The following is a 26,047-nucleotide window of genomic DNA, read 5'->3' as shown; positions in this document are numbered from 1 at the left end:
GCTGGACTCTTAGCCATGGATATTTAATTGTAATAAGAATTATTGACCTTTAAGTTGAGATTGTGCTTGTTGTACAAGACGTTTCGTGATTTCTCCGCCAACTGAACCATTGGCACGTGCTGAAGTATCGGAACCTAATTGTACACCGAATTCAGATGCAATTTCATATTTGATTTGTTCTAATGCTTGTTCGATTCCAGGAACAAGAAGGTTGTTACTGCTGTTAGCCATTTGAATCTCCCCTTTACTTTTTCAACGGCATTTGCCGCTGTAATGATAGTATAAGTAGAATGTGGAGTTTTACTTATATGAGCTGCATCAAACTTATTGGTAAACCTACCTATTTGTTGTAAGTAAGTCAGTTTTAAAAGAGAATGGAAAAAAGAATGAAAAAAGGATGAAAAAAGGGTAAACTAGATTTTTAATGGTTATGTGATTCGCATAACTATAAAGGAGTAAGAAAGGAAACTCTTTATGTTTGCTATCAAAAAAATATTATCAAAGTTAACACCCGCTCAGCTTATCGTCGGTTATTACTTTTTGGCCGTAAGTATCTCGACCATACTGTTGAGTCTGCCTGTTGCTCTTAAGCCAGGCGTGGAATTTAAATTCATGGATGCATTATTCACAGCCGTAAGTGCAGTTAGTGTGACAGGTCTAACAGTTGTTAGTTTACCTGAAGTGTATAATGAGGTAGGCTTTTTCATTCTAATGTTTGTTCTCCAATTTGGCGGTATTGGCATTATGACACTTGGAACGTTTTTCTGGTTGATTGTGGGTAAGAAAATCGGTTTGAAGGAAAGACAATTGATCATGACAGATCAAAACCAATCGAATCTTTCGGGGCTTGTTAAATTATTGATTCAAATCATTCAGATATTTGTCGTAATTGAAATGATTGGCGCTCTAGTTTTAGGCATTTACTTTCTGAATTATTTTCCAAGCTGGCAAGAGGCCTTTTTAAATGGCTTGTTCTTAGCCATAAGTGCCACCACGAATGCAGGTTTTGATATCACCGGTATTTCAATGATTCCATTTAAAGACGATTATTTTGTACAGTTCATCACGATCATTCTGCTTACCCTTGGAGCTATCGGGTTTCCTGTCTTGATTGAGTTGAAAGAGTTTTTATCCAATAAAGCCCGTACTTATAAGTTTCATTTTTCTTTGTTCACGAAGCTGACATCAGTCACTTTCTTTTCCCTTATCATTGGGGGAACGATCCTGATTTACTTGCTGGAAATGAACGGGTTTTTTAAAGGTAAGAACTGGCATGAATCTTTTTTTTATTCTCTTTTTATGTCATCGAATACGAGAAGTGGTGGCCTTGCAACGATGAATGTGGGCGATTTCTCGGAACCGACCCTTTTATTGCTGAGCATTTTGATGTTCATTGGAGCATCCCCAAGTTCAGTCGGGGGAGGGATACGGACAACGACTCTGGCCATCATGATTCTATTTTTATGGAATTTCATGAGGGGAAGGCGTTCCATTAAAGTGTTCAAGCGGGAGATTCATCCCGATGATATTCGAAAGGCGACAGCAGTTATGATCATGGGATCGCTCCTTTGCATAATCGCGGTCTTCATTTTATCGATTACTGAGAATTTTACTTTGATGCAAATCATTTTTGAAGTATGTTCGGCTTTCGGTTCAGTCGGTCTTTCGATGGGAATTACACCTGAACTCAGCAATACCGGTAAAATTGTCATTATGATCATTATGTTCATTGGCCGTGTCGGGATAACGTCCCTCCTGTATATCATTGGCCATAAAGAAGTTACGGAAAATTTCCATTACCCTAAAGAACGCGTCATCATTGGGTAAATGATTAAAGTAGAACAGTGACCTTTCCATCGAGGAAAGGTTTTTTGTTTTGTTTGCAGGAATCATGGACAAAATGTTGAAATTTACCTATAAGTGAGAGTTTTCAACCATTTAAACATACAAAATATGCTTAATTTGCCCCCTTACTTTGAGTTCATTCGGATGAAGTATAAATCATTTTGGTGAGGAGGTGGAAGAATTGAAGAAATATACTGGAAGGTTCTTTGTCCCTGCCCTTTTCTTCATATTGATATTACCCTATATAGGGTGGCTTGGGCATGAAGAACGAGGGTTTTCCGCCTTTTCAGGAATATATGTAATCGTAATTTTAACCATTGCCTGGTGTTTGGGTGCCATCTTCGATCATAACCGGAAAACGATTGCTTTGTTGCAGGATAGCGAAGGGCGTTATCGCATTATCTCCAATTATTCTAAAGAATTGATCAATAGCTTCAATGAAGTCGTTTTCCTAACGGATGAGAAAGGGAAATGGTTGTATTTAAACCCGGCCTGGAAATCGATGAGTGGTGCAACCGTGAATGAATCCCTGGGGCTTCACTTTTCCAAACATATGGGTAACGCTTCTTATCAAGACCTATTAAAGACCTTTGAGGACTCCTTTCATCGAGGGGACAAATATTTTCGTGCGGACATAAAACTGAATACGAAAAAGGGAACAAGTTGGGTTGAAGCTTTCGTTAAACTAATTTACGATGACGATGGGAAATTCATCGGGACGGCGGGCATATTATCGGAGATCAATGAACGTAAACATGCTGAGGAAAAGCTTGTGAGCCTAAACGAACACCTGGCAATCACATCAAGCAAATTATCAACGGCAGCCCAACTTGCGGCAGGGATTGCACATGAGGTCAGGAATCCGATGACAGCGATAATGGGATTCGTGAAGTTGATTAAAGATGGCGGTTCCGAAAAGCAGGAATACTATGATATTATTTTTTCGGAAATAAATCGAATCGAGCAAGTGCTGAACGAACTCTTGCTGCTATCGAAACCTGCTGAGGCGGTTTTTCTTGAGAAGGATTTAAAGGAAAGCTGCAACCATGTCGTAACGCTGTTGCAGACAAATGCCGTACTGAACAATATTCAAATTCATAAAAATTATGATTCAGAACCTATTTTTATGTACTTTGATGAAAACCAAATCAAGCAAGTATTAATAAACATGATAAAAAATTCCATAGAATCGATGCCGAATGGCGGCAATATTTTTGTAGGCATAAATGAAAAAAATGGGGAAGTTTTTTTGAGCATTTTGGATGAAGGGGAGGGTATCCCGGAAAACTCCCTTCAAAAAGTAGTAGAACCATTTTTCACTACAAAAACATCAGGAACGGGATTGGGTCTTTCCGTTTGTTTTAGAATCATCGAAAAGCACGGCGGAAAGGTTTTCATCACAAGTGAACTGAAAAAAGGTACGAAAATAGTTTGTATCTTTCCAACCGTCCAACAAAGGGAAAATAGTAAGAACGAAAAGGTCTGGATGCATGGCCGCGAATGACAAGAAAATAATGATTTAATCGTTGAAAAAATCAGAATATTATGTATATAATTTAAGAGTAATAACATACTAACCGGTTAGTTAGTTTAAAAGGAGGAATTCATTTGAACTTTGAACATACTCAAAAGGTGAAAGATCTGGAAAAGAAGTTAACGGAATTCATGGAAAAGCACGTCTATCCAAATGAATCAATATACAAGAAGCAGCTCGCAGCACAGGAAAGCCGCTGGAGTGAAATACCCCCGATATTATCTGAATTGACGACAAAAGCAAAAGAAGCAGGATTATGGAATTTATTTTTACCTGATAGCGGTTATGGCGCGGGTTTAACAAATCTAGAATATGCCCCTCTTTGTGAAATCATGGGTAGGTCGACGATAGGGCCTGAAATCTTCAACTGTAATGCGCCGGACACTGGTAATATGGAAGTGTTGGTGAGATACGGTTCAGATGAACATAAAGAACGCTGGCTGAAGCCCTTGCTTGCTGGGGAAATCCGCTCATGCTTCTCGATGACAGAACCGGAAGTGGCGTCCTCCGATGCGACCAATATCGAATGCAGGATAGAAAAGACGGGTAATGAGTATGTCATAAACGGCCGAAAATGGTGGTCATCAGGAGCAGGCGATCCCCGATGCAAGATTGCCATCGTCATGGGTAAGACGGATCCTGAGGCGTCCAAGCATGAACAACAGTCAATGATTCTTGTACCGCTGGATACACCGGGCGTCAAAATCGAGAGAATGCTCCCTGTGTTCGGTTATGATCATGCCCCGCATGGCCATGCCGAAATCACTTTTGAAAATGTGAGGGTCCCGGCAACGAATATTCTATGGGGTGAAGGCAAAGGATTTGCGATTGCCCAAGGAAGGCTCGGACCTGGAAGGATACATCATTGCATGAGGCTGATCGGCGCTGCTGAAAGAGCTCTTGAAGAATTATGTAAGCGCATTCAAAAACGTGTCGCTTTTGGTAAAACATTGGCGAGACAAGGTGTAATCATGGAGTGGGTTGCTGATTCACGCATTGAAATCGAACAAGCAAGACTTCTGACCTTAAAAGCTGCTTATATGATGGATACTGTCGGGAACAAGGAAGCGAAGGCGGAGATTGCCATGATAAAAGTGGTGGCACCGAATATGGCCTTGAATGTGCTTGACAGGGCCATCCAAGGCTTTGGAGCTGCTGGGATTTCCGATGATTTCCCTTTTGCTGCACATTGGGCGAATGCACGGACTTTAAGGCTTGCTGATGGTCCAGATGAAGTTCACCGCTCACAAGTTGCCAAGATAGAACTTCGAAAATACCAACAAAAGCATGAGGTGAAAATATGAAAGTTACCGACTTATTCGATTTAACTGGAAAGACGGCGATCATAACCGGTGGAGGAAGAGGATTGGGAGCACAAATAGCGACCGGCTTTGCCGAAGCTGGGGCAAATGTCGTTCTTTGTTCGCGGAAGAAGGAGGCATGCGACGAAGTTGCTTCACAAATCGAAAAGCTTGGAGTCAAGACGCTTTCCCTGAAGTGTGATATCACCAATCCGTCAGATGTACAGGAAGTTGTTAACGAAACGTACCGTGAATTTGGCGCCATCGACATTTTAGTAAACAATAGCGGGGCATCCTGGGGGGCACCAGCCATCGACATGCCCCTTGAAGCATGGCAGAAGGTGATGAATGTCAATGTAACCGGAACCTTTATCATGAGCCAGACAACAGGCAGGGTCATGATTGAACAGGGACATGGGAAAATCATAAATATCGCTTCCGTTGCCGGATTAGGGGGAACCGACCCGAGGGTGCTCGATACGGTCGGATATAATACGAGTAAAGGGGCCGTCATTACTTTAACGAAGGATTTAGCTGTTAAATGGGGTCAGCATAATATCAATGTTAATGCAATCGCACCCGGTTTCTTTCCTACAAAAATGACGAAAGGTGTTCTTGAGCAAGGAAAGAATCCTATCTTGGATTCCACGCCGCTAAAAAGATTAGGGAGTGATGATGATTTGAAAGGGGCAGCGGTTTTCCTGGCCTCAAAGGCATCCGATTTTGTGACTGGAAATATCTTGATTGTCGATGGGGGTTCACATGCAAAGTAATGAAAGATAAGTAAATATGGCTGGAGGGTATGAAATGATGAATGAAAAAAAATGGCTTTCCGTTTATCCTGATTCAATTTCAAAGGAAATAAAAGTCCCTGAGTTTCCGATGCAAAGGATTCTTCAAAATGCATGTCAGTCCTATCCAAACAATACAGCTATTACTTTTTATGACCGAAAGATATCCTATCAGGAGCTTTTTCATGCATCGCAAGCCTTTGCTTCAGCCCTGCAAAAAAAAGGTGTTCAAAAAGGTGATCGTGTCGCCATCATGCTGCCTAACTGTCCGCAATACGTTATAGCTTACTATGGATCGTTAGCAACAGGAGCCATTATCACCCAAATCAACCCAATGCTGGTTGAAAGGGAGCTGCAGCATATTTTACAGGACTCCGGTGCAGAAACGATCGTTGTATTGGATGGATTATACCCGAAGGTGAAAAGTGTGCAGCAACACGCAAATCTGAAAAATATCATCGCCGTAAGCCTTCAGTCTTCGGATGCAGATTTCCAGCCTGATGCTTCCTTTGACCAATTCATGAAGACAGGGGACGGGAATATCAATCACGTATCAATCGATCCGGAAAATGATATAGCCGTTCTTCAGTATACAGGAGGAACGACCGGCCGTTCAAAAGGGGCGATGCTGACTCACAGGAATATTCTGGCCAATGTCATTCAATCGTATGAATTCTTCAAGCATGAATTAAAAATGGGCTCTGAAAGAACGCTGTCGGTCATCCCGCTTTTTCATGTTTTTGGAATGACGTCCGCAATGAATTTATCCGTGTATATCGCGGGTGATTCCATCATGCTGCCACGATTTGAAATAGAAGAAGTGCTGGAAACGATTAAGCGTGAACAGCCGACCACTTTTCCTGGTGTACCGACCATGTATGTAGCGTTGACGAATCATCCAAAGGCAGAAGAATATGGAATGGGCTCAATTCGGGTCTGTAACAGCGGAAGTGCACCGATGCCTGTGGAACTGCTGCGTGAGTTCGAACGAAAATCAGGTGCGAAAATATTGGAAGGCTACGGTCTTACGGAAGCTTCGCCAACAACTCATTGTAACCCGGCATTTGCAAAAAGGAAGCCTGGGAGCGTCGGGATTGGTTTCCCATCGACTGAATATAAAGTGATGGACCTGGGGGACGGGACAAAAGAAATGGCCCCTGGCGAATTGGGGGAATTGGTCGTCAAAGGACCTCAAGTGATGAAAGGTTACTGGAATATGCCGGAGGAAACGGCGGTGACCCTTCGGGATGGTTGGCTTTATACGGGTGATATCGCCAAAGTTGATGAAGACGGTTATCTCTATATTGTCGACAGGAAAAAAGATTTGATCATCGCAAGTGGCTATAATATTTATCCGCGAGATGTGGAGGAAATTCTCTATGAACATCCTGCTGTCCAGGAAGCGGTTGTCATCGGAGTTCCTGATGCTTACCGAGGGGAGTCGGTAAAAGCTGTGCTTGTACTTAAACATAATAAAACGGCAAATGAACGGGAAATCATCGATTACTGCCGAGCAAGCCTATCGGCTTATAAAGTTCCGAATTTCGTTGAATTTCGTTATGAGTTACCGAAGACAAATGTCGGAAAGATTTTAAGGCGGGCTTTAAGAGAAGAACTTTCCAGGAAATAAGAGGGCTTTGATAGTACGAACGCGTATGATATCAATTCAGCTGAAATTTTAACAGATTGCGAGGGTGCAAACATGAAAGAAAAAATGACAGAACATAGCATACGCTTATTTGAAAAGAAGGGCTTTAGTGAAACGTCGATTTCCGATATCGTCGAATCGGTCGGGGTTACGAAGGGAACGTTTTATTATTACTTTACGAGCAAAGAGCAGTTGCTTATGGATATTCATCTAGCTTATATAGACGAGTTGCTTAGTGAGCAGGAAATAATCATGTCGGAGCCTGGTAAAAGCTGTAAGGACCAGCTTTTCGAAATGGTATTGATGTTATTAAAAAGCATCAAAACCAAAAAATCCAGCGCAACGGTCTTTTTCCGTGAAATGAAAAATCTAAGTGACGAAAAACTTGCACAAATCCTCCCTAAGCGGGATGAGTTCCGTAATAAAATCGAGCAAGTGCTGATTAGCGGCATCGAGAGCGGAGAACTACGTTCCAATCTCGATGCATCCATCATCTCTTTTGCTATTTTGGGTGTGGCCAATTGGAGCTATCATTGGTTCGACCCAGAAGGTGAAAAAACCGAACAGGAAGTTGCAGCCATTTTTATGGGGATGATTCTGCAGGGAATTGAAGCGTGACCGGGTTACATACTAACCAGTTAGCAGAAGGGAGATAGAAAGCATGACCAACAAGCAAATTCAATCAATAACCGTAATTGGGGCTGGGCAGATGGGGCATCAAATTGCGATGCTTGCTGCACTTGGAGGTTACGAAACGATTCTTCAGGATGTTCAGGGAGACGCTTTGAATACAGCCCAAGAAAAATTGGATGTCATTTTGTCTAAATGGGTTCAAAAAGGAAAATTGTCCGAAGATCGTAAGTTGGCTGCTTTTAACCGTCTTCAATATACCACCGATCTTGAGAAAGCGGCCAGTGGAGCTGATTTGATCATTGAAGCGGTTGTTGAAAAAATTGATGTGAAACGGGAAGTCTTTGCTAGACTTGAAGAATTGGCCCCAGCAGAAACCATTTTTGCCACGAATAGTTCAACGATTGTCAATAGCCTTATTGCGAGTGTGACGAATCGTCCGGATAAGTTCATTAATATGCATTTCTTTTTCCCGCCTCTAATAATGGATTGTGTTGAAGTTGTCATGAGTGATCAAACATCGGAGGAAACAGCGAGGCTTGCGATGGAAGTCACAGAAAAAATGAATAGGACAGGAGTTTTGTTGAGGAAAGAGATATCGGGTTTCGTAGCCAACCGAATTTTGGGAGCTTTGCAGCGTGAGGCCTTATATTTGTATGAAGAAGGGATTGTGGACTATAAGGATATCGATTTAATTTGCAGAAAAGCTTTAGGCCACCCCATCGGCCCTTTTGAACTGATGGATCTATCAGGTATTGATGTAGGATATTTTGTCATGCAGCAGCGATACAATGAAACTGGAAATCCAGAAGACAAGCCAAATGCTTGTATTGAAGAAAAGGTGAATAAAGGACACTTAGGAAGGAAAACAGGAAAAGGCTGGTATGATTATCCAAACCAAGGAGTGAAGAATTGATGACAAAATTAATTAGAGTGGTTAAGGAAAATAGGCTTGCGGTCATCACCATCGATAATCCTCCATTAAACGTAATCAGTAAACAAGTATTCAGAGAATTGGGAGAAACATTCGATGAACTTTCAAAAGATACTGAAACTGTTGCGGTACTCATAACCGGTGCAGGCAATATCGCATTTGCGGCTGGTGCCGATATAAAAGAATTCCCTAACATGATGGGGAACCCGAACATGAAAGAAATGGTAAAGGAAAGTCATGCCGTCCTAACCAAAATCGACCAGTTACCTAAACCTACTATAGCTGTATTAAATGGCCTGACTTTGGGAGGCGGATGCGAACTGGCTCTGGCCTGTGATTTGCGAGTGGCAGAAACACAGGTTCAAATTGGTCTGCCTGAAGTGAAATTGGGCTTATTTCCTGGAGCTGGCGGTACACAGCGTTTGTCCAGACTTGTAGGAAACGCAAAAGCAAAAGAGATTATATTTACCGGTGATCCGCTTGGTGCCACGGAAGCGGAAAAGATCGGGCTTGTCAATAAAGTTGTTGAGCAAGGCTGCGGCTTATCGGAAGCGAAAATCTTGGCCTCACGATTAACAAGGCACTCACTTCAGGCACTTTCGAGAATCAAGAAAGCGATTGATGAAGGAAGTGAGGCAACGCTTGAGCAAGGTCTAGAGATTGAAACGAATCTTTTTGAAGAAATCTTCCAAACTGAAGATGTTAAAGAAGGGGTTTCCGCTTTCTTGGATAAACGTAAACCAGCTTTCGTACATCGTTAATCAAGGAGGGGTCTTATGCATGAATTTGAAGTCAACGTCCGTTTTTCCGAAACGGATGCTTTGGGCCACATCAATAACACTAGCTATTTCATATACCTCGAAGAAGCACGAATGAAATTTTTTGAAGCTTTAGGCCTAGCGGCAAATGTCGAATCTTGGAATTTTTTGTTAGCCTCCACTAAATGCGACTTTATTGCTCAGGTATATTTCAATCAACTATTGACCATCCGTACATCTTTGAAAAAAGTAGGAACGAAAAGTTGTGAAATGGCCCATGATATCCTCTGTTCACAAACTGGGGAAGTGATCGCCAGGGGAAGTGCAGTTTTAGTCTGTTTTGATTTTTTGAATCAAAAAAGTGAACCTATTCCTGAATTTATTAAAGAAAAGCTCATTTCACATCTTGTTCATAAATAGAATGTCAAAAGTCTAAAGGAGTGGAAGATCATGGTTGACGATACGATTCCTGTTCGGCCCGGCGAGGAACTGAATATTGATGCATTAGAAGGTTTCCTAAGAAAAAATGTATTGGACCTTCCAAATGAACCGTTAGAATTGCAACAATTTTCCACGGGCTATTCCAATTTGACTTATCAACTGAAAATTGGTGAGTGGGAGGCTGTCCTCAGAAGGCCACCTCTTGGTCCTGTTGCTCCAAAGGCACATGATATGAAGCGTGAACATCATATCCTATCTTCAATCAACCCATATTTTCAGGCAGCTCCCGAGCCTATTCTGTTCTCGGATGATGAATTGATTGCGGGGGCCCCTTTTTTCCTAATGGAAAGGAAACATGGAATTGTAATAGATACTGAATTTCCCAAGGGCATCGAGCCTACTGTTGAAAAGTGCAGACAGCTTTCATATGTGATGGTCAACCGGCTTGCTGATCTTCACTCGATTCCCTATGAGAAAACAGGGTTGGTTGAAATTTCCAAACCTGAAGGGTTCATTGAAAGACAAGTGCGCGGATGGATTTCCCGCTATGAGAGAGCAAAGACAGATGAAATCAAGGAAATTCGTCCGCTTATCGATTATTTTAAAGAGAATATCCCGAAATATAGCCAGACTTCAATTATCCATTATGACTATAAGATCAATAATGCCATGTTTAACAAGGACCTTACAGAGATGGTTGGTTTATTTGATTGGGAAATGTCCACCGTTGGTGATCCGCTAGCCGATTTAGGAGTGGCTTTAAGCTACTGGACGGAAAGCGGTGATCCGGAACTTATCAAATTCGGTGTGGGTCAAGCATCAATCACGACTTTAACCGGTTTCCTGACACGGCGGGAATTTATCGAGACGTATGCAGCAAGAAGCGGCAGGGATGTTTCCAACGTCGATTTTTACTTAACCTTTGGTTACTTTAAGTTAGCTGTCATCCTTCAGCAAATCTATTATCGATATAAAAAAGGCCAGACTAATGATCCCCGTTTTTCCAATCTCGGAAAAACGGTGAAAAGCTTACTCACTCATGCTGCAAATGTAGCTGCGAAGGAAGTTTAAATAAATGGAATATATACAAAACATTCATTTGCTACTAAAAAAAGAAGAAATAGATAGGGAAAAACTCCAAGAGGGGGATAAAGTTGCGGTCATCCTGGATGTGTTATTAGCGACCACAACGATTATTTCAGCACTTCAGGATGGGGCACGCCAGGTGATACCTGTCATGGATCCAGTGGATGCCTTGGTGAAAAGCCAGGAATTGGACCATGGGGATTCCATAGTGGCAGGGGAACTAAAAGCAAAACCGGTTGATGATTTAATGTATCCAAGTCCTACGCTATTGAGTAAGTTGGTACCTGGAAAAACTTTAATATTGTCAACGACTAATGGAACGGTAGCACTGAGGAATTCAGCCGCTGCAAAAAAGGTCTATATCGCATCTTTGTTAAATAATCCGTCTGTTGCTGAAAAAATAAAAAAACATCATAAAACAGAAACGATCATCATCGTATGTTCGGGAAACTCAGGTGAATTCAGTCTGGAAGACTTTTACGGTGCAGGTCATTTGATAGATTGCCTGATTACTGGATCACAAGGTACGTTCATACTCAACGATGCAGCAAAGGCAGCAAAAACGCTTTATCGAACGAATGTCGAAAATGCCTTTGATATCCTGAAATCATCATATGTCGGACAGTTGTTCGACAAACACAGCTTGATCGCAGATTTGGAATTGGCGGCGCAAAAAGGGTCGGTGGGTCTTGTCCCAGAGTTGGTGGATGGAAAGATCGAAGCCGAATTGAAAAGGCAGGAAACGTAGTTCAAAACCTGGATAAGGAGTGAAGGGGATGAGGTTTTCACAGTCAATGGCGGTGGTGACAGGTGCAGGTTCCGGTATTGGGAAGGCTACCGCGATGCGCCTGTCGGACGAAGGGGCAAAAGTGTTGTTGGTAGGGAGGACGAAAGGGAAGCTGGAGGAAGCAGCTGCAGAAATCAATGCAAGGCATAAGATTCCCATGGCTGACATTTTCGCTGCTGATGTTACCGTCGAGGAAGATGTAAAGAATTTGGCCATGTATGTAAAGGAACAATATCGTGACCTTCACATTTTAATCAATAATGCAGGTGGATCAAAGTCCTCGAAGCTTTTGGATACCTCTGCAGCTGATTGGGATATGATTCAACATGTCAATTTGAAAAGTGTCTTTCTAGTTTCCAAGTACTTGGGAAAAGTGATGGAAGAAGGAGCGGGCAGTGGAAATAAAGCCATCAATCGGGCAATCGTGAATGTGGCTTCACTGTCAGGGCATCAGGCAGGGGCATTCATCCCGCATTACAGCTCTGCTAAAGCAGGGGTCATCAGTTTAACGAAATCATTGGCATTGGAACTCGCTGCAGTTGGCATTCGGGTCAATTCCGTATCACCGGGATTCATTGAAACGCCTTTAACGGAGGATGGACTGCAAAATGAAAAATTCGTAAAGTCGATTCAACGGAATACGGCACTGGAAAGAGTGGGGAAAGCAGAGGAAATAAGTAATGTCATTGCCTTTGCTGCTTCGCCGGAGGCTTCCTATATGACTGGGACGGATTTATTGGTGGATGGCGGCTGGTTGATCAAATAAAAAAAGGGGATGGGTAAATGTTAAAAGAACACTTATTGACAGAGGTAACCGATAATGTAATGATCCTGACTTTGAATCGTCCTGAAAGCTTGAATGCATTTAGCCCGGATATGATTGCAAGCTTAACGAAAGCGATAAAGGATGTAAAAAAAACACCACATATAAGGGCAGTCATCATCAAAGGGGCGGGAAGATCATTCACTGCGGGAGGTGACGTTAAGTCGATGGGCAAGGCTTCTGCAAGTCAATTGTATGATCATGTTGGCAGAATGAATGAATGCATATGGGCAATGGATGTTTCTGAGGTTCCCATAATCGCTGCCGTCCATGGATTTGCGGCAGGGGCCGGATTTAATTTGGCACTCGCCTGTGATTTGATCGTGGCTTCCGATGATAGTCAATTTGCCATGAGTTTTTCACAGGTAGGCCTGATCTCTGATGGAGGTGGATCGTATTTTTTACCTAAATTAGTAGGGCCACACCTTGCAAAGCAGCTCTTCTTTACTGCCGAGCCAATTTCTGCGGAACGCTTATACCAGTTAGGTGTCATTAATTATATATATCCATTCAATCAACTTGAAGAGGAAACATTGAAACTTGCGGAAAAGCTGGCAAATGGACCGACAAAAGCTTATGGGATGATGAAAAAGCTCGTTAGCCATTCATTTACGGCTACACTTGATGAAATGCTCGAACAGGAACGAATCACGCAAACCTTGATGGCCTCCACAGAAGATCATCTTGAGGGAGTCGCAGCATTCAAAGAAAAAAGAAAACCGGAATTTACAGGGAATTAATAAGGGAGGGATAAAGATGAGAGCCATTCATTTTGAAGAATACGGCGGACCGGAAGTACTGAAATTGACTGAAATGGAAAGGCCCGTGCCAACTGGGCATGAAGTTCTGATTGAAATCGATTGTGTCGGCGTCAATTATGCAGATACAGCCAGAAGGGAAGGGCAATATGTAGTACCTACGCCGCTGCCGTTCATTCCAGGTGCGGAAGTGGCTGGCGTTGTGGTGGAAGTTGGTGGAAAAGTGACCAAAATCAAACCTGGTACAAGGGTCGTGAGTTTAATCGAATCTGGTGGATATTCAGAATATGCTCTTTCGGATGAATTCTCGGCCATTCCGCTTCCTGATTCCATTCCGTTCCATGAAGCTGTTTCCCTGCCCCTCCAAGGTCTGAGTGCCTATCATATTCTAAAGACAATGGGACGCATGAAAAAGGGGGAAACGGTATTGGTCCATGCTGCTGCAGGTGGAGTGGGAACGATTGCCGTACAATTAGCCAAAATCTTCGGGGCTGGAAAAGTGATTGCCACCGCCAGCACAGTGGAAAAGTTGGAACTGGCTAAATCGATGGGGGCAGATGAACTTATCGATTACACGAAAGAAGGATGGGAAATGAAAGTCCGTGAGGTCACGTCCGGCAAGGGAGTAGACGTGGCGCTGGAAATGGCAGGAGGTGATGTTTTCAATAAAACATTGAAATGTTTGGCTCCATTTGGACGTCTTGTTGTTTTTGGTAATGCCAGTCGTAAGCCTTATACGATGAATCCGCAGCAATTGATGAGGCGCAATCAATCCGTCGTAGGTTTTTTCCTGCCACAGATCATGAAACATCCAGATTTGCTGTTGCCTAGCATTCAAGAGCTTTTTTCTTACGTCACGTCCGGGGAACTTAAGCTAACTATCGGCGGCATCTACCCAATTGAAAAGGCAGCAGCCGTTCATGAGGAAATGAACGCCCGTCAAACGAAAGGGAAGTTGATTTTGCAGGTGAAATGAGAAGAAGGGGTGTATATGATGCACCCCTTCTATTTTAATTGGATTTCATTAGTTCCTTAAACCCTCAAGAAGGATTCAATCCGTATCAGTGCTCACGTCCTTATCGGGATGCATGAAAGGTGGCTGCGGCGCTTTTTTAGCCTCTAATAGTTCACGGTTTTCAGTTGAATTCCAGCCTATATCATTGGTGGGGTGTATCCATTCGTCTCCAGCCATGATTTCCGGGTCAGTATTTTCGCTCCAATTTTCGAGTGGAGAGTTTTCAGATGCATATTTACTGTCGCCGATGACGACTCCATAATCATTGACGAATGGAGCCTGTGGTATTATGCCGGTTCCCTTAAAGCTTGGTGCGTTAATTTGGTGTGGTTGTGTATCGTCGACAACCGGTGACTCCAATTTCTTTTTCATGTAGTGTCTCCCTTTCCGTTTTACGGTTATTTTTCTCGTCTGTCCCTATATTATCCCTGAATAATTTCAGGCATTTTTACCCCATTCTAAAATGTAAACTATATGAAAAGGATGGATGAAAATGAAACGGAAAGCCAATGTGGATGGTGCTGTCAAAGCAAGTAAAACGCCAAAAAGAAACCAAGCTGAAAATGAATTTTCCAATGAGTTCGCATTGGAGGAAAACACAATGAAAGGTGCCAACCGTAATTCGAAGCAAGGCAGAAAAGGAAGAAGTTAATGGATAAAGAAAAACAAAACAGCCAGGAAAAGCTGGGACAACATGTACGAACTGAATTTGGAATCGAATTCAGCGGCGATATGAACGCAACCAAAATTTATGAAATTTTGGCAAAAGAAAATAAAAAACGTGATAGTGATAAATAAATAAGGACGGACCCAATTCTTGGGTCCGTCCTTATTCTTATAAAATGATGCTGCCAGATTTTGAGAGAGGGAATATCGTTGATCCCTTACCACTCGGATCAAAATAGGCAAGCATGAACGAAGGTTTCTCGACAATCATTCCCTCAGATAAATACGTTTCCAAATCAAAGGGAAGTGCCTCGAGCAATGTGTGTTTGTGTATTTCTTTTTCATTAAGCGATAAAGCTGCGAAAGAGGAACCAAGCTGTTCAGGATTATTCAGAATCTCTTCATATATCTCTTTCCGACCACTTTTATCTAATGAAGCTTCCCACCAAGGTTTACGTGGTTTGTATTTCTGATTCATGAAATAATCCAATTTCATGAGTCCGATAATGTTTTTCAGTTCAGCAGATTCCCGGGAAGCCAAAAACTGCTGTAAACGTCTGAACAAGTCTTCGAGCTGATGGCCGATTCGTGACCAGCCTTGTTCATCCCAATAGGTACCGAAATCTTGAAAGAAGTCGAATGGTGATTGAAATACCGTTTCGACCAGATATTCTGTGGTATGATCCATTCTATGGTCGTTCCAGTATTTTTCAAGGACATCTTCAACCTGTTTAATTCGGACAATGTCATCAAAGGATAAGACATTATTTCCTAGGATTTCATAGGGAGCATGTTCGCTGTATATATATTGGTGTTCAGCGGCGCGTATCCGTAAGCCAGTTCCACGAAGCATCTTTAAGAAACCGAGCTGCATCTCTTCGGGTCGGAGCTCGAAAACATCATTGAAAGTCTTTCTGAAAGAGTGATAATCTTCTTCTGGTAAACCGGCAATAAGGTCTAAATGTTGATCAATTTTTTGCCCTTCTTTAACCATGGTTACGGTCCTTGTCAGTTTTTCGAAGTTCTGCCTTCTCATTACTAGATCATTCGTATGATCATTCGTCGATTGTACCCCTATTTCAAAGCGGAACAGTCCTGCAGGGGCATTATCGTTCAAGAACTGGATAACTTCCGGACGCATGATGTCCGCCGTGATCTCGAACTGGAAAACTACACCGGGAAGATGTTCATCGATTAAGAATTGAAACATCTCCATGGCATAGCTTCGGCTAATATTGAAGGTTCGGTCAACGAACTTAATGGTCTTTGCACCATTAGCCATAAGGTATCTGATATCTTCTTTAATCTTCTCACGATCAAAATACCTGACACCCACTTCAATCGATGAAAGGCAAAATTGGCAGCTGAACGGGCACCCTCGGCTAGTTTCGATATAGGTGACACGTTTAGATAGGTCTCCGCGGTCTTCCTCCAAACGATATGGAGAAGGGAGGGATTTCAAATCAACCTTGCCGTTCTGAGGCTGGATGATTTTTTTTCCATCCTGTCGATACGCAATGCCGCCTACCTTCTTATAGTCATTCGAACCTTCAATTTCAGATAAAAGAGCCTTGAAAGTGACTTCACCTTCGCCAATTACGATGAAATCAGCCCCGGGAATCTGATCAAGCCATTCCCCGACATCATAGGTGACTTCAGGTCCGCCGAGAATGATAACCAATTCTGGATTGATCTTCTTCAGCATGGCTACGACTTTCATTGTTTCTTCGATGTTCCAAATATAGCAGCTGAACCCTATGACATCGGGTTTTTTGGAATGAAGATCACCAACTATGTTCATAATTGGATCTTTTATCGTATATTCTGCCAGCTGTACATCGTAATCGGGCTGGGCATAAGCTTTTAAATATCGGATGGATAGCGATGTATGGATATATTTTGCGTTAAGAGTACTGATTATTATATTCATGTTAAAGGGCGTAAAAGAAACGCCTGGCTCCTTTCGTGTACATGTCTTTTTAAGCCAACAAGCACTAACGAGTAATTTTACCATAGCGTGCTCCATTTGAAAAATGGGTTATGGTATTGACGGGGAATCTTTTCAGCTTGAAAGCGAAATAAAATGGAATTTGAAAAAACGGATGAAGCAGAAAATGCTTCATCCGTTTTATTTAAAAAGCTTGTTTAATATACTCTTTCGTTTTAGTCATGAAACGTTTTGTTTTGGTCGCTTTCAATTCGATGATCGGCTGCGCCATGGTAGCGATCATTTCGCTAGATAATAACATGGTAATCAAGAAAGAGAGGCCGGCGAGCATGATAAAGCTCTCTGTATTGCTGAAGTATTCCTGGATGGTGCTTTCACGGAAAAACCGAATGAAGAAACCATGCAGCAGATAGACATAAAGGGTTTGTTTACCCCAGTTCGTAAAGAAATATTGTCCGCGTGGAATGAACGAAAGGAAGCTGAACACTGAAATTATGCTCAATCCATAAAATCCTAGGCGTTTAAACATGGACACTATTGTCGCATCTTCAAGTTCGGCATATGGTTTCGAACCGAGCAGCCATTTATAATTGATATCGCCATTTAAATAAAAACCGATAAAAATCACTAACATAACACTAAGTGAAGCCAAACGGACTTTGGGTGTGAATAGTTTTTTTAAATGTTCCTTGCTTAAATGGTACCCGATCAAAAACATCGGGAAAAAAACGAATGTCCTGGAGAGACTAAGGTAATTGGAGATATTGTCAATATATCCAATCAATAAAGCGATTAAAAAAGATAGACCTATGCCTACTGATGGCTTTAGCTTTGAGAAACCAAGGAGCATGATGTTCCAACAGAATAAACTGATCAGGAACCATAGCGACCATTGGGGGTCAAGCAGGTCTACAGTGATGGCAGAACGTTCATATAAGAAATAGTAGTAAACGGTATAGATCAATTGGAAAATGATATAGGGCAATATCAGTTTTTTCGTAATTTTACCTAAATACCCTTTTTGATAAAAACCTTTCGCAAAGAACCCTGAAACAAGGATAAAGGCAGGCATGTGAAAGGAATAAATGGTTTTATATAAAGCGTATATCGTTTCACTGTCATGTATATACGTATTCAGCAAATGTCCAAAGACGACAAAAGCCATGAGAATGAACTTGGCGTTATCGAAGAAAAAATCACGTTGTTTCATCGTTGCCTCCATTTAATAAATTTTTAAGGTAGCTAGAAAGCGTTGTTATTCCTTATACCCTAAATACCTTGTACTAAATCAATATTTATTAAACTTATTATAAATACCTTAAATTAAGCTTAACGCTAAGTTTTAGAGTGTTCAATATACTATAATTTGATATAGATGATAATTTTGGAATGATGTGATTGCGCCGATTTTCGAAAAATACCGAGGAAAATCAAGATGGATGTCGAATAAAGTTGGTAAGTATCGGTTTTGATGAGGGGGGTTAATATGAAAGTCGGTTATGAGAATGAATCGGAATATAAACAGGAAATTTTAAAATTGAATAAACAGATCGAAGGGTTTTTGAACATTTTCAATTCGATGTCAGAGCCTTATATTAGGGTTGATGAGGAACTGCGTCTCACTTATGCCAATGATGCCGCTTGCGCCCTGCTGGAAACCGCGAAAGAGCAGCTGGAGTCCATGAAGATAACTGATTTTCTCGATGTCATCCCTTTAAATAACCAGGTAGTGTCAAGTTCCCTAAAAACCTCGAATGAAAGTGAAAGGCAAATTATCCAACTACATACCGGAGCCCTTAAGCAAATAGAGTTTATGCGTATAGGCTCACTTTTCGAAGGACAGCAGTTCTACCGTTTGGGGGATGTGACATTGGATGTTTCTTCATCAAGGGAAACAAGGATGTCAAGGCAGATGTTTTTGGACATTTTCGATACAGCCATAGAAAGCATCGTTCTATTCGACAGTTCAGGAATAATAATGGAAGTGAACCATGCCTTTATCCATGTCTTGGGCATCCCGAAAAAAGAGATTGTCGGCAAGAATATGAGGGGCCTCATATCCCCAAATTATAGGGAATATTGGGATGAGAGCATACAAAGGGCCTTTGATGAGTCGAACTTCAAAGGAGAGGTAGAGATAAAGGTTGGGGATGAACTGCATCATTTCACTTTCTCGATAAGTTCAACGGTAGGAAATGAATTATATATGTGGGTGCTTCGAAAAATTACAGAATCAAATATAATAGAAAAAAAGTTAGAGACGAGCGAAAGGATTTTTGCCGAATTATTCGACCAGTCCATGGACGCAATCATATTCTGGAATGATGACGGGATCATTTTTCGGGTCAATCATTCAGCATGTAAAATATTCGAATCCAGCAGAGAGGATTTGATTGGCAGTCATATCTGGAAATACGTGTACAGCAATAAAAACCACTTTAGCCAGATGATGGAAACATTTGAAAGAGACACCCAGGTGCGGGGTGAGCTGATTTATAAAATGCCTAATAACCAAATTAAATTGCTTGAATTGACTGCCAAAAAACATGAAGGTGACGGATATAACGTAACGATCTTTCGAAATGTCAGTGAGCGTTGGCTGATTGAGAAGGAATTAAGGGATAGTGAAAAGAAGTTCAGGAAGATTTTTGAGGGAACATTAGATGGCTTGATATTATGGAATCATGAAGGGTTCACCGATATTAATGAAGCTGGGCAGAAAATATTGGAGATTTCAAAGCGCAAACTGCTATCTATATCTATACAGGGCTTCATCGAAAAAATTCCTGAAAATGCTCCTGTCTTGAACGCTCACATTGAAAATGTTTATAAGCATGAGGTCTACTCTTCCATCATTCCGATAACATTCGAAGATGGAAAGGTTAAGCATATTGAATTTTTGACGAGGAAAAATCTATATTCGAACCTGAATTTAAGCATTTTCCGTGATGTGAGTAAAAATCTCGAAATGCAGGAACAAATCCGAAAATCGGATACTTTGAATGTCGTTGGTGAATTGGCGGCCGGAATTGCTCACGAAATCAGGAATCCAATGACAGCCTTAAAAGGTTTTATCCAGTTGCTTGAGGATGGTGTGAAAGGGGAGTTTTCCACATATTTTCATGTGATTACTTCCGAAATTAAGCGAATCGAAACCATTATAACGGAATTCTTGGTACTGGCAAAACCGCAGGCGCTAAAAATTTTCAAACAGGATGTTCATACCATATTGAGGGAGACACTGGAATTACTGGCCGCTCAGGCACTATTGGAAAATATTCAATTCGAGACAGACTTTGAAGAAGATGAATTTAACGTTTTGTGTGAAGCGAACCAGTTAAAGCAAGTGTTCATTAACATCATCAAAAATGCATTGGAAGTCATGCCGGATGGGGGATCTGTTTCCATTAAAACAAACCGGTTTTCAGAGAAATACGTTTGCATTTCTATTACAGACAAAGGAATGGGGATTTCAACGGAAATGCTAAAAAAATTGGGTGAACCTTTTTATACGACGAAAGATAGGGGAACCGGGCTCGGGCTCATGGTCAGCTATAAAATCATTGAAGAGCACAATGGCTATATAGAAGTGGAAAGCGAAGTGGGAAAAGGGACGAGCTTTCATATTTATTTGCCATTCGAGTAATGCAGAAGGGGGTGTTCCAAACTTTTTTAGTTAATGGAAATTATATGGAATTTTCATCGATTAATGGGAATCCTTTGTTGGATTCCTTTTTTTATATTATATTATATTATCTTAGAATCACAATTGAGGGTTGTAACAATGAACTCCATTATAGAAAAGCTGCTGAAGTTTAAGTTGGAAAATAAGAATGACATCCAACTTGCAGAACTTTCGAATCGATTTTCGGAGCGGGCTTCATATGAACTTGTCCTAATCTATAAGAGGTCCATGATTAGAAATTTCCGTCATATCCTGTCTGCTGGTGATTAAAGCACTATCGCAATTTAAGAAGTTTTGTCTTTTTTTGCGAATCTATTTACATATAAGGCATATTTTGTAATACTTCTTTATTATAATGTAACTTTAAAAAGGCAGGAGTAGTGAATGTTGTTATGAATTCTAGGTGTGCAACGGAAATTTGTTCTGAGATTCGAATGAAGCGTTGGGAAATGATGGAGTTGGCCAAAATGTATGGGCTAAATCATGAGAATACCCTTCGCCAAAGTGAGCAGCTTGACAAACTTATAAATGAGTATTTGATCCTTCAACATCATTCATCAGTGGAAGTGAGAAATAAGCGGGAAGAAATGGTCGTTATTGTGCAGCAGCCCTTTAATGACGACATTACCTTTTAGTGGGGATTTGAATGCATGCATGACTTTTTAAAGTAGCAGGCAAGGAGACAAGCAACTTTGTGTGATTTCTGGTGAAATGAACCTTTGCAAACATATCCGAAAACAATTAATGAAAGACTTATATAAACAAGACAATATATCTTTTGAATTTCCTATGGATTTGGGGTATATATCGAGGGGAGGCCACCAGAAGGTGTCCTTCATGTATCGGGATTGGTTTAGAAGTCTTAATTTTTCTGAATGGATTACACTGATAAATAAAAAGTAAGAGCTGACTCACTTGATGGAGCCAGCCATGGAAGTTCGGGAATTACAAAACTTCCAATAATATGACCATGAATAAAAGGCCGACAATGAAGGAATAGGTAGATGTGCGTTCATTGCCATCCCCATGGCTTTCAGGAATCAATTCCTTATAAACGATGAAAAGCATGGCCCCGGCGGCGAAAGCTAGGCCGTATGGGACCAGGAACCCAATGTAAGAGGTTAAATAAAAACCTAGTAAGCCAGTAATTATTTCGATGGTACCGGTTAAAGTTGCTATCAGGAACGCTGTGAGTTTACCGATTTTTTGATTAATTAAAAACAAGGCCACTAGTAAGCCTTCCGGAGCATTTTGCAGGCCGATGGCAAAAGCGATCAAATTACCTGTATCAGCACTATCAGAGGCGTAACTGACCCCAACAGAAAGACCCTCAGGAATATTATGGAGTGTAATGGCAGTGATGATGAGCAAAGCCTTTTCATCGAACTGAATGCCACTTTTCGTATGGCTGAGATCGATATGAGGAATGTTTTTTTCCATGATCGTTAATGTTATTACTCCGAGAAAAACCCCAATGACTAGCGGCACATACCCTCCGGTGGCCAGAGACTCAGGAATCAGGCTCAATAACGAAGCAGCCATCATAATTCCAGCCGTAAATGCCAGAAGCGTGTCTCTGAATCGATGCGTGATTGAACCTTGAATGAACAAGATTGGTAACGCACCAAACCCTGTAGACATTGCAGAAAGGATGCTGCCTAATAAAACTCCACTCATAAATTTCTCCTTTTTGTATGGAACGTATCGTTACTCATTAGTGAATTTTTGGGTGGAACAATAATTTATTGTATTTAGACATAAAGAAAATGTTCCAGTAAAAAACCATTTTGCAGTCATTCTTCTGCATACCATTTTTTCAATGTCAGATCAGTCGGCAGCAGTATGCTGATGATTCCCAGTAGTGGCAGGAATCCGACTAGCTTAATCATGGATCCGATTCCGATTATATCTGCAATGGCTCCCAATGAAACGGATCCAATGGCACCCATTCCAAAGGCTAACCCCACTGTCAAGCCTGCCATCGTTCCGACTTTTCCAGGGACCAATTCCTGCGCGTATATTACAGTGACGGAAAAACTGCTCATTATAATGAATCCCGCCATCAATAATAAAATAAAAGCGGCTGTTGGAGGTACGAATGGTAAAAGTGCGGTTATTGGCATACTGGCAGAGAAAGAAAAGAATATGATATTTTTACGCCCGAATCTATCAGCAAGCGGACCTCCGAAAAATGTACCTACAGCACCGGCAGCCAAAAAGGCAAATAGGAAAAATTGTGCGGATTTTATCGTGAACGAATACTGCTCGATCAAATAAAAACTGTAAAAGTTCGTCATGCACGATACATACCAGGAACGGGCAAAGATTATGAATAAAATCAATACCAGGGCTTTGGCCACTTTATGGGTCCGCTCTTTATTGATTATTTTTGCAGCAAGCTTTTTAGGCTGGAAGTGAACTAATTTTTGGGAATACCACTTGGCGATATACAGCAATAGGATAACGGCCAATAAGGCAACCAAGGCAAACCAGAGTGCACCTTTTTGACCAAAAGGAACAAGCACGATGGCAGTGATGAGTGGGGCAAGTGCCTGCCCGCTATTCCCGCCGACTTGATAAATTGATTGTGCCAGGCCTCTTTTTGGTCCGCCTGCCATATAGGCAACTCTGGAGCCTTCGGGATGGAATATGGCCGACCCTAAGCCCATCAAGATGACTGCACCAAGGATAATGCTATAGTTAGGGGCAATTGCGAGTATGATGACCCCGATTAAAGTACTGGTCAACCCAATGGGCAATGCATATGGAAATGGCTTTTTATCCGTATAGAACCCGACTGCCGGCTGCAGGAGCGATGAGACGATATTCAGGCAGAATGCAATCATTCCCAGCTGTGTATATGTTAGCGACATTGATTTTTCGAGTATTGGGAACATGGCTGGTACGACGGCCTGAAGAGAATCATTCATTAAATGGCAAATGCCAATGACAATCATGATTTTCAGAGTCATATCTTGTTTTTGCGGTTTTGTTTTAATGGCAGCGATACTTCCCATCCGTATATTTCCTTCTTCCTGATTAAGTTTTTTACCTATTCCATAAATAGATTCAAGAAGCATGCACCGTATGCATGACACCTTTAAATAAATCGGAATCGTTACTGGTCTTCATAAAAAAATGAAACTCTTCAAAGTATTGCTAATGGTGGTCTTTTATCAACGGTAAGCTGATTGTTACGGTTGTACCGTTCAGAGGTTTACTTGAAAACTCGATGGTACCGTTAAAAGATTCAATTATTCGTTTACACACAAATAGCCCTAATCCCGTTCCTTCCTTTTTCGTTGTATAGAAGGGATCGAACACTTTGCCTATTTCTTTTTCACTCAGTCCTTGCCCGGTGTCGATGATCATGATTTTAGCCCATTCATTTTCATGGTGAATTCGAATCCTTAACTTTTTCCCAACTTCCATGGCCTCGAAACCGTTTTTGGCAATGTTGAGAATGACTTGTTTAAGTTGGTCCTTTGTACCATGAACCAGGATCGGCTCCTTCATGATTTTCCATTCCACTTCAATATTGAAGTGGCGTGCTTCTGATTCTATTATTGGTCTCAATTCAGCAATGATACTGCGAATATCATATATGGATAAAGTCTGGGCCATCGGCTTCCCTAAAATCAAAAATTCGCTGACGATACTATTGATCCGTTCAATTTCCTTCATGATGACAGAATAATAGAACTGATCTTGTTCTTCGGGGTGTTTTTCAACCAATAACTGCACTAGCCCCTTTATGCCGGTAAGTGGGTTTTTTATTTCATGTGCAGTACTGGCAGCCAATGTACCGACAAATTCTATTTTTTGCCTTTCATTTAGTAACTTTTGGTTTTTGGCATTCCTGCGAATGATCAGTTCCTCCACGATGGTATAAATCATGTGAGCAAAAAAGAAGGTGAAAAAGACAAGCATTAAAAAAACATTCATGTTATTTGTGCTAATCTTGTCGGGCAATTTGACGGATAGTTTCCAATCGACTTCGGTTAAAGGAACATCCACCCATTTAGAATGTTCAGTGAATCCTTCGGCATTTCTATCCAAAATTCGGGTTTTGTCCTTTGTTTCCAATATAAAGGTTTGACCAGGGCTGAGAATCTTTAATATATTTTCCATATGATCCAGCTTGATATGTGCCAATAAAAACCCTTGCACTTTTTTATCATGATCCAGAATGGGAGCAAAAATGGAAAAATAATTGTAATCAGGGTTATATAGCTCCTTTGTTCCTGCAACAACGGCTTTTTGGGTTTTTACTGCAAGTTCTAAATCATTCTGTTCAATTAGATAGTAATGATTGAAATTCTTATTCGACCCTGAAATGTAGACACCGTTTCGATTTAGCCAATATATTCCGGCATACCTGGAATCTGTATCTTTGATCCATTTCATAAGAAGTTCGGTTTTTTTGTTATCCATATAAAGCACGGAACTGCTAAGGCTAAGCAGTTCAAGGTTTGCCTTCGTTTCTCTGATAAATTGATCTATGTATTCTTGATAAACCGTTACCGTCCATTCAGCTTGTTCCTGTCTTTCTTTTTGAATAGAACGTTCTAAATGCACCCAATAAATGATTGAGAGAATAATTAATGGTAAAATAACAATAAGTAGATATGTGGTGAATTTATGCCTTGTTTTCATGATTGTCACTACTTTAGCTTTTTTTTCAAGTATATCAAAATGAATGATTAAACAATAGTGCATACTAATAGAGGAGATTGACAAAAAAGTCTTTATGCCATATAATAACTTTTAATTCAAGATATTTTAATTAAAAATTTTAAGGTTGTGAAGTTATGGAGAATAATAACATCCAACAGTCTTTGAAACTGTTCATTGTGATGTCTAGAGCCCATCGTTCAATAAATGATGTGGTAAATAAACATATAGCAGAAGAGGGTTTGAATCCAACTGAGTTCGCAGTACTGGAATTACTTTATCATAAAGGGGATCAGCCCCTGCAGCAAATAGGCGGAAAAATCCTGCTAGCTAGCGGCAGCATTACCTATGTCGTGGATAAACTTGAACAGAAGGAATATCTACAGCGAATAGCATGTAAAGAGGATCGCCGTGTAACCTTTGCAAAAATAACGGATAAAGGAAAGGCCTTTATTGAAGGAGTATTTCCTGAGCATGAAAAAAGAATCGATGATATCATGAGTGTACTTACACACGATGAAAAGGACACTGTTATCGAATTGCTTAAAAAGATTGGGTATTCCGCTCAAAATTAGCTAAAGAACCAGCACCCGGATTTGACTGCAGGTGCTGGTTTTTTATTTCTGATAAAATCTGAATTTGTTTTGAGGACATAAAGGTTTTTAACAACGCTGTGGCGAATTAAATTATATTACGATAACCGCGATAATGGTGAATGTGTCT

The 26,047-nt window shown here is 41.0% G+C and carries 27 protein-coding genes; 20 read left to right on the top strand and 7 right to left on the bottom strand.

Annotated features, from left to right (window positions below; genetic code table 11):
• Positions 1–39: 39 nt before the first annotated feature.
• Positions 40–231 carry an alpha/beta-type small acid-soluble spore protein gene (locus ACQKFG_RS01710; RefSeq protein WP_034314196.1) on the bottom strand — a complete coding sequence of 64 codons (192 nt, stop codon included), beginning with the start codon at positions 229–231 and terminating at the stop codon, positions 40–42.
• A gap of 243 nt (positions 232–474) precedes the next feature.
• Between ACQKFG_RS01710 and ACQKFG_RS01705 the strand changes: the two genes are divergently transcribed.
• The 14 genes from ACQKFG_RS01705 (at position 475) to ACQKFG_RS01640 (ending at position 14,312) form a co-directional block, all read left to right on the top strand.
• Positions 475–1,827, top strand: coding sequence for a TrkH family potassium uptake protein (locus tag ACQKFG_RS01705; protein ID WP_427555710.1), 1,353 nt, complete (start codon positions 475–477; stop codon positions 1,825–1,827).
• Between the two features lie 199 nt (positions 1,828–2,026).
• Complete coding sequence (locus ACQKFG_RS01700; protein WP_427555707.1) at positions 2,027–3,349, top strand: ATP-binding protein; 1,323 nt, start codon at positions 2,027–2,029, stop codon at positions 3,347–3,349.
• Positions 3,350–3,453: 104 nt separating this feature from the next.
• Positions 3,454–4,683 (top strand): acyl-CoA dehydrogenase family protein, encoded by a 1,230-nt coding sequence (locus tag ACQKFG_RS01695; RefSeq protein ID WP_192203829.1) that lies wholly within the window; start codon positions 3,454–3,456, stop codon positions 4,681–4,683.
• Positions 4,680–5,453, top strand: a complete 774-nt coding sequence (locus ACQKFG_RS01690; RefSeq protein WP_349729577.1) for an SDR family oxidoreductase — start codon at positions 4,680–4,682, stop codon at positions 5,451–5,453. The genes ACQKFG_RS01695 and ACQKFG_RS01690 overlap by 4 nt, the downstream gene beginning before the upstream one ends.
• A gap of 37 nt (positions 5,454–5,490) precedes the next feature.
• The gene (locus tag ACQKFG_RS01685) at positions 5,491–7,101 is read left to right on the top strand and encodes a long-chain-fatty-acid--CoA ligase (RefSeq protein ID WP_427556721.1); all 1,611 of its coding nucleotides are present in this window, start codon (positions 5,491–5,493) and stop codon (positions 7,099–7,101) included.
• A gap of 72 nt (positions 7,102–7,173) precedes the next feature.
• A complete protein-coding gene (locus tag ACQKFG_RS01680) occupies positions 7,174–7,737 on the top strand; it encodes a TetR/AcrR family transcriptional regulator (RefSeq protein WP_427555702.1) in 564 nt (187 codons plus the stop codon).
• Between the two features lie 43 nt (positions 7,738–7,780).
• Positions 7,781–8,665 (top strand): 3-hydroxyacyl-CoA dehydrogenase family protein, encoded by an 885-nt coding sequence (locus ACQKFG_RS01675; RefSeq protein ID WP_427555699.1) that lies wholly within the window; start codon positions 7,781–7,783, stop codon positions 8,663–8,665.
• The gene (locus ACQKFG_RS01670; protein WP_192203834.1) at positions 8,665–9,444 is read left to right on the top strand and encodes an enoyl-CoA hydratase; all 780 of its coding nucleotides are present in this window, start codon (positions 8,665–8,667) and stop codon (positions 9,442–9,444) included. Before ACQKFG_RS01675 ends, ACQKFG_RS01670 begins: the two co-directional genes overlap by 1 nt.
• 15 nt (positions 9,445–9,459) lie before the next feature.
• Positions 9,460–9,861, top strand: a complete 402-nt coding sequence (locus tag ACQKFG_RS01665) for an acyl-CoA thioesterase (RefSeq protein WP_427555696.1) — start codon at positions 9,460–9,462, stop codon at positions 9,859–9,861.
• Between the two features lie 30 nt (positions 9,862–9,891).
• Positions 9,892–10,953, top strand: coding sequence for a phosphotransferase family protein (locus ACQKFG_RS01660; RefSeq protein ID WP_427555693.1), 1,062 nt, complete (start codon positions 9,892–9,894; stop codon positions 10,951–10,953).
• A gap of 4 nt (positions 10,954–10,957) precedes the next feature.
• Positions 10,958–11,716 carry a 2-phosphosulfolactate phosphatase gene (locus ACQKFG_RS01655; protein ID WP_349729580.1) on the top strand — a complete coding sequence of 253 codons (759 nt, stop codon included), beginning with the start codon at positions 10,958–10,960 and terminating at the stop codon, positions 11,714–11,716.
• A 28-nt stretch (positions 11,717–11,744) separates the two neighbouring features.
• Entirely contained in the window at positions 11,745–12,521 is a 777-nt protein-coding gene (locus tag ACQKFG_RS01650; protein ID WP_427555689.1) for an SDR family NAD(P)-dependent oxidoreductase, read from the top strand.
• 17 nt (positions 12,522–12,538) lie between these two features.
• On the top strand, positions 12,539–13,318 hold the full coding sequence (locus tag ACQKFG_RS01645; protein ID WP_427555686.1) for an enoyl-CoA hydratase/isomerase family protein: 780 nt from the start codon (positions 12,539–12,541) through the stop codon (positions 13,316–13,318).
• Between the two features lie 16 nt (positions 13,319–13,334).
• On the top strand, positions 13,335–14,312 hold the full coding sequence (locus ACQKFG_RS01640; protein WP_427555683.1) for a quinone oxidoreductase family protein: 978 nt from the start codon (positions 13,335–13,337) through the stop codon (positions 14,310–14,312).
• Between the two features lie 75 nt (positions 14,313–14,387).
• On the opposite strand, the gene ACQKFG_RS01635 is transcribed toward ACQKFG_RS01640, so the two are convergent.
• A complete protein-coding gene (locus ACQKFG_RS01635; protein ID WP_192203842.1) occupies positions 14,388–14,723 on the bottom strand; it encodes a DUF3905 domain-containing protein in 336 nt (111 codons plus the stop codon).
• A 121-nt stretch (positions 14,724–14,844) separates the two neighbouring features.
• Between ACQKFG_RS01635 and ACQKFG_RS01630 the strand changes: the two genes are divergently transcribed.
• Both ACQKFG_RS01630 and ACQKFG_RS01625 read left to right on the top strand, forming a co-directional pair.
• Positions 14,845–15,003: a hypothetical protein gene (locus tag ACQKFG_RS01630; RefSeq protein WP_192208350.1), complete on the top strand. Its 159-nt coding sequence runs from the start codon at positions 14,845–14,847 to the stop codon at positions 15,001–15,003.
• Complete coding sequence (locus tag ACQKFG_RS01625; protein WP_192203844.1) at positions 15,003–15,149, top strand: hypothetical protein; 147 nt, start codon at positions 15,003–15,005, stop codon at positions 15,147–15,149. Before ACQKFG_RS01630 ends, ACQKFG_RS01625 begins: the two co-directional genes overlap by 1 nt.
• Before the next feature lie 37 nt (positions 15,150–15,186).
• On the opposite strand, the gene ACQKFG_RS01620 is transcribed toward ACQKFG_RS01625, so the two are convergent.
• Together ACQKFG_RS01620 and ACQKFG_RS01615 are read right to left on the bottom strand one after the other, a co-directional pair.
• The gene (locus tag ACQKFG_RS01620) at positions 15,187–16,947 is read right to left on the bottom strand and encodes a B12-binding domain-containing radical SAM protein (protein ID WP_349729688.1); all 1,761 of its coding nucleotides are present in this window, start codon (positions 16,945–16,947) and stop codon (positions 15,187–15,189) included.
• A 202-nt stretch (positions 16,948–17,149) separates the two neighbouring features.
• Positions 17,150–18,175, bottom strand: a complete 1,026-nt coding sequence (locus ACQKFG_RS01615; RefSeq protein WP_427555678.1) for an acyltransferase family protein — start codon at positions 18,173–18,175, stop codon at positions 17,150–17,152.
• A 276-nt stretch (positions 18,176–18,451) separates the two neighbouring features.
• Between ACQKFG_RS01615 and ACQKFG_RS01610 the strand changes: the two genes are divergently transcribed.
• The 3 genes from ACQKFG_RS01610 (at position 18,452) to ACQKFG_RS01600 (ending at position 21,285) form a co-directional block, all read left to right on the top strand.
• Positions 18,452–20,611, top strand: a complete 2,160-nt coding sequence (locus tag ACQKFG_RS01610) for a PAS domain S-box protein (RefSeq protein WP_427555675.1) — start codon at positions 18,452–18,454, stop codon at positions 20,609–20,611.
• Positions 20,612–20,749: 138 nt separating this feature from the next.
• Positions 20,750–20,920, top strand: coding sequence for a hypothetical protein (locus ACQKFG_RS01605; RefSeq protein ID WP_427555672.1), 171 nt, complete (start codon positions 20,750–20,752; stop codon positions 20,918–20,920).
• A gap of 122 nt (positions 20,921–21,042) precedes the next feature.
• Positions 21,043–21,285 (top strand): aspartyl-phosphate phosphatase Spo0E family protein, encoded by a 243-nt coding sequence (locus tag ACQKFG_RS01600; RefSeq protein ID WP_192203849.1) that lies wholly within the window; start codon positions 21,043–21,045, stop codon positions 21,283–21,285.
• Between the two features lie 310 nt (positions 21,286–21,595).
• Here ACQKFG_RS01600 and ACQKFG_RS01595 read toward each other — a convergent pair whose 3' ends face one another.
• From ACQKFG_RS01595 to ACQKFG_RS01585, 3 genes are all read right to left on the bottom strand, one after another.
• A complete protein-coding gene (locus ACQKFG_RS01595; RefSeq protein ID WP_427555669.1) occupies positions 21,596–22,327 on the bottom strand; it encodes a ZIP family metal transporter in 732 nt (243 codons plus the stop codon).
• A 116-nt stretch (positions 22,328–22,443) separates the two neighbouring features.
• The gene (locus ACQKFG_RS01590) at positions 22,444–23,667 is read right to left on the bottom strand and encodes an MFS transporter (RefSeq protein WP_349729586.1); all 1,224 of its coding nucleotides are present in this window, start codon (positions 23,665–23,667) and stop codon (positions 22,444–22,446) included.
• A gap of 142 nt (positions 23,668–23,809) precedes the next feature.
• Positions 23,810–25,306 carry an ATP-binding protein gene (locus tag ACQKFG_RS01585; RefSeq protein ID WP_427555666.1) on the bottom strand — a complete coding sequence of 499 codons (1,497 nt, stop codon included), beginning with the start codon at positions 25,304–25,306 and terminating at the stop codon, positions 23,810–23,812.
• A gap of 155 nt (positions 25,307–25,461) precedes the next feature.
• Here ACQKFG_RS01585 and ACQKFG_RS01580 point away from each other — a divergent pair, with 155 nt between their 5' ends.
• A complete protein-coding gene (locus ACQKFG_RS01580; RefSeq protein WP_192203855.1) occupies positions 25,462–25,899 on the top strand; it encodes a MarR family winged helix-turn-helix transcriptional regulator in 438 nt (145 codons plus the stop codon).
• Positions 25,900–26,047 lie beyond the last annotated feature (148 nt).

This window comes from Peribacillus sp. NPDC076916 (assembly GCF_050269675.1).
GTDB classification, from domain to species: Bacteria; Bacillota; Bacilli; order Bacillales; family DSM-1321; genus Peribacillus; species Peribacillus aracenensis.
This window is presented reverse-complemented; position numbering and strand designations above follow the sequence as displayed.

Coding starts and splice junctions, on each gene's coding strand:
- ACQKFG_RS01665 (WP_427555696.1), top strand. CDS start 9,460: ATGCATGAATTTGAAGTCAACGTCCGTTTTTCCGAAACGGATGCTTTG.
- ACQKFG_RS01685 (WP_427556721.1), top strand. CDS start 5,491: ATGAATGAAAAAAAATGGCTTTCCGTTTATCCTGATTCAATTTCAAAG.
- ACQKFG_RS01645 (WP_427555686.1), top strand. CDS start 12,539: ATGTTAAAAGAACACTTATTGACAGAGGTAACCGATAATGTAATGATC.
- ACQKFG_RS01650 (WP_427555689.1), top strand. CDS start 11,745: ATGAGGTTTTCACAGTCAATGGCGGTGGTGACAGGTGCAGGTTCCGGT.
- ACQKFG_RS01600 (WP_192203849.1), top strand. CDS start 21,043: ATGAATTCTAGGTGTGCAACGGAAATTTGTTCTGAGATTCGAATGAAG.
- ACQKFG_RS01580 (WP_192203855.1), top strand. CDS start 25,462: ATGGAGAATAATAACATCCAACAGTCTTTGAAACTGTTCATTGTGATG.
- ACQKFG_RS01610 (WP_427555675.1), top strand. CDS start 18,452: ATGAAAGTCGGTTATGAGAATGAATCGGAATATAAACAGGAAATTTTA.
- ACQKFG_RS01660 (WP_427555693.1), top strand. CDS start 9,892: ATGGTTGACGATACGATTCCTGTTCGGCCCGGCGAGGAACTGAATATT.
- ACQKFG_RS01595 (WP_427555669.1), bottom strand. CDS start 22,327: ATGAGTGGAGTTTTATTAGGCAGCATCCTTTCTGCAATGTCTACAGGG.
- ACQKFG_RS01675 (WP_427555699.1), top strand. CDS start 7,781: ATGACCAACAAGCAAATTCAATCAATAACCGTAATTGGGGCTGGGCAG.
- ACQKFG_RS01690 (WP_349729577.1), top strand. CDS start 4,680: ATGAAAGTTACCGACTTATTCGATTTAACTGGAAAGACGGCGATCATA.
- ACQKFG_RS01630 (WP_192208350.1), top strand. CDS start 14,845: ATGAAACGGAAAGCCAATGTGGATGGTGCTGTCAAAGCAAGTAAAACG.
- ACQKFG_RS01625 (WP_192203844.1), top strand. CDS start 15,003: ATGGATAAAGAAAAACAAAACAGCCAGGAAAAGCTGGGACAACATGTA.
- ACQKFG_RS01680 (WP_427555702.1), top strand. CDS start 7,174: ATGAAAGAAAAAATGACAGAACATAGCATACGCTTATTTGAAAAGAAG.
- ACQKFG_RS01670 (WP_192203834.1), top strand. CDS start 8,665: ATGACAAAATTAATTAGAGTGGTTAAGGAAAATAGGCTTGCGGTCATC.
- ACQKFG_RS01615 (WP_427555678.1), bottom strand. CDS start 18,175: ATGAAACAACGTGATTTTTTCTTCGATAACGCCAAGTTCATTCTCATG.
- ACQKFG_RS01655 (WP_349729580.1), top strand. CDS start 10,958: ATGGAATATATACAAAACATTCATTTGCTACTAAAAAAAGAAGAAATA.
- ACQKFG_RS01640 (WP_427555683.1), top strand. CDS start 13,335: ATGAGAGCCATTCATTTTGAAGAATACGGCGGACCGGAAGTACTGAAA.
- ACQKFG_RS01590 (WP_349729586.1), bottom strand. CDS start 23,667: ATGGGAAGTATCGCTGCCATTAAAACAAAACCGCAAAAACAAGATATG.
- ACQKFG_RS01585 (WP_427555666.1), bottom strand. CDS start 25,306: ATGAAAACAAGGCATAAATTCACCACATATCTACTTATTGTTATTTTA.
- ACQKFG_RS01605 (WP_427555672.1), top strand. CDS start 20,750: ATGAACTCCATTATAGAAAAGCTGCTGAAGTTTAAGTTGGAAAATAAG.
- ACQKFG_RS01620 (WP_349729688.1), bottom strand. CDS start 16,947: ATGAATATAATAATCAGTACTCTTAACGCAAAATATATCCATACATCG.
- ACQKFG_RS01710 (WP_034314196.1), bottom strand. CDS start 231: ATGGCTAACAGCAGTAACAACCTTCTTGTTCCTGGAATCGAACAAGCA.
- ACQKFG_RS01635 (WP_192203842.1), bottom strand. CDS start 14,723: ATGAAAAAGAAATTGGAGTCACCGGTTGTCGACGATACACAACCACAC.
- ACQKFG_RS01705 (WP_427555710.1), top strand. CDS start 475: ATGTTTGCTATCAAAAAAATATTATCAAAGTTAACACCCGCTCAGCTT.